The organism is Frankia sp. CoWAU3, from assembly GCF_977971855.1.
In genome coordinates this window covers 1-2,117 of the sequence record NZ_CDWWXB010000066.1, presented here as the reverse complement: position 1 = coordinate 2,117, position 2,117 = coordinate 1, and the positions used below count along the sequence as shown (strand labels likewise).

Genomic DNA, 2,117 nt, shown 5'->3' with positions numbered 1-2,117 from the left:
CCGTCCCACCACCGGCTGCGCCACCACCGCGGATCGGATCATGTCACTCCAAGGGATCATGCGACTCGGTCGTGCGATGTACGTGGGTCGTGCGATGTACGTAGATCATGCGGCCGTGTGGGTCTGGAGCCACATCTCGAGCAGCGCGGCCTGCCACAGGGCGTTCGCGCCGAGCGCCGTGCGGTTGTCGTTCGGGGCGGCGAGCATCGTCTGGACCCACACCGGCCGGAACAGGCCCCGCGCCTTCGCCGCCGGATCGGTGAGCGCCTCGCGCACCCGGTCCAGGAACGGCCCGTCGAGATGGCGGATCGCCGGCACCGGGAAGTACCCCTTGGGTCGGTCGATGACGTCGACCGGCATCAGCGGGCGGCCGATGTTCTTGAGCACACCCTTGCCGCCGGAGGCGAGCTTCAGCTCCGGCGGGCAGGCGGCGGCGAGCTCGACCAACTCGTGGTCGAGGAACGGGGTGCGGGCCTCAAGCCCCGCGGCCATCGTCATGTTGTCAACCCGTTTCACGGGGTCGTCAACGAGCATGATTGTCGAGTCGATGCGCAGCGCGGCGTCGACGGCGGTTTCGGCGCCCGGCCGGGCGAAGTGGGAGGCGACGAAGTGCCGGCTGGCATCGGCCTCGATGAGATGGTGCGGCTCCACCATCGCGGGCAGGTCCCGGTGCGGTCGGTCGGCGAAGACCCGCAGGTAGGCGTCGACGGCGTCGGTCCGCCCAACACCGGCCAGCGGCGGATACCAGGAATACCCGGCGAAGACCTCGTCGGCGCCCTGCCCCGACTGCACGACCTTGACGTGCCGGGAGACCTCCTGGGAGAGCAGGTAGAAGGCCACGCAGTCGTGGCTGACCATCGGCTCGCTCATCGCGGCGACGGCCGCGTCGACGGCGGGCAGCAGCCTCGTCCCCGGCACCCGGATCTGATGGTGGTCGGTGTCGAAGTACCGGGCGATGACGTCGGAGTAGACGAACTCGTCGCCGGGCTCGCCGCCGACGGCCTCGAACCCGACGCTGAAGGTCGCGAGATCCTTCTGCCCCGCCTCGGCGAGCAGCGCGACGATCAGACTGGAGTCCAGCCCACCGGACAGCAACACGCCGACCGGAACATCGGCGACCATCCGGCGGCGCACCGCGAGGCGCAGCCGCTCGGCGATCGCGTCCTGCCAGTCACGGGCGGTCCAGTCCGCGTGCGCGGGATCGCGGGTGAAGCTGGGACGCCAGTACAGGTCTTCGGTCGAGGTGCCGTCCGGCTCCACCACCCGCACGGTCGCCGCGGGCAGCTTGCGCACCCCGGCCAGAATCGTGTGCGGGGCGGGCACCACGGAGTGGAACGACAGGTAGTGGTGAAAGGCGACCAGGTCGATGTCGGAGGAGACGCCGCCGCCAGCGAGCAGGGCCGGCAGGGTGGAGGCGAACCGCAGGCGCTCGCTGTTCCCGGTGAGGTAGAGCGGCTTGATGCCGAGCCGGTCCCGGGCGAGGATCAGCCGTCCGCTGTCCCGCTCGGCGATGGCGAAGGCGAACATCCCGGCGAAGTGGTCGACGCAGCGTCTCCCCCACCGGTGGTACGCCTTGCCGATCACCTCCGTGTCGGAGGTGGAGAAGAAGCGGTAGCCTGCCGCGATCAGCTCGTCACGCAGCTCCTGATAGTTGTAGATGCACCCGTTGAACACCGTGGTCAGGCCGAGTTCGTTGTCCACCATGGGCTGGGCACCGCACTCGGACAAATCGATGATCTTCAAGCGACGGTGCCCGAACGCGACCGGGCCGGCGGACCATACTCCCACGCCGTCCGGGCCCCGCGGCACCATCGTCGCGGTCATCCGCACCACCGCGTCGACGTTCGCTCCCCGGCCATCGAATCTCAGCTCGCCACTCAGCCCGCACATGTGCGCTCCCGTCGATCGATGAGGTCAGGCGAGATCCATTCCCCGAGGCTTCCTTCCCGGTACCGCAGCCGTTGACTACGATCTCACTTTCGAGGACGGAGATTTCACAACAGTGTCCGCGATGTTGCCAACTCCCTCGGTCGCCAACCCGCGCGGAACCGCAGTGCACCCCGCGACGGGGCACCCCGCGACGGAAAACCGGGTCGCCCTGGATCCGACTACGGAGA

At 69.0% G+C, this 2,117-nt stretch carries 1 protein-coding gene; it reads right to left on the bottom strand.

Annotation, left to right across the window (positions count from 1 at the left end; all coding sequences use genetic code 11):
* Window positions 1-105: 105 nt before the first annotated feature.
* The gene (locus tag AC08ON_RS08450; protein WP_476608453.1) at window positions 106-1,890 is read right to left on the bottom strand and encodes an N-acetylglutaminylglutamine amidotransferase; all 1,785 of its coding nucleotides are present in this window, start codon (window positions 1,888-1,890) and stop codon (window positions 106-108) included.
* Between the last annotated feature and the right edge of the window lie 227 nt (window positions 1,891-2,117).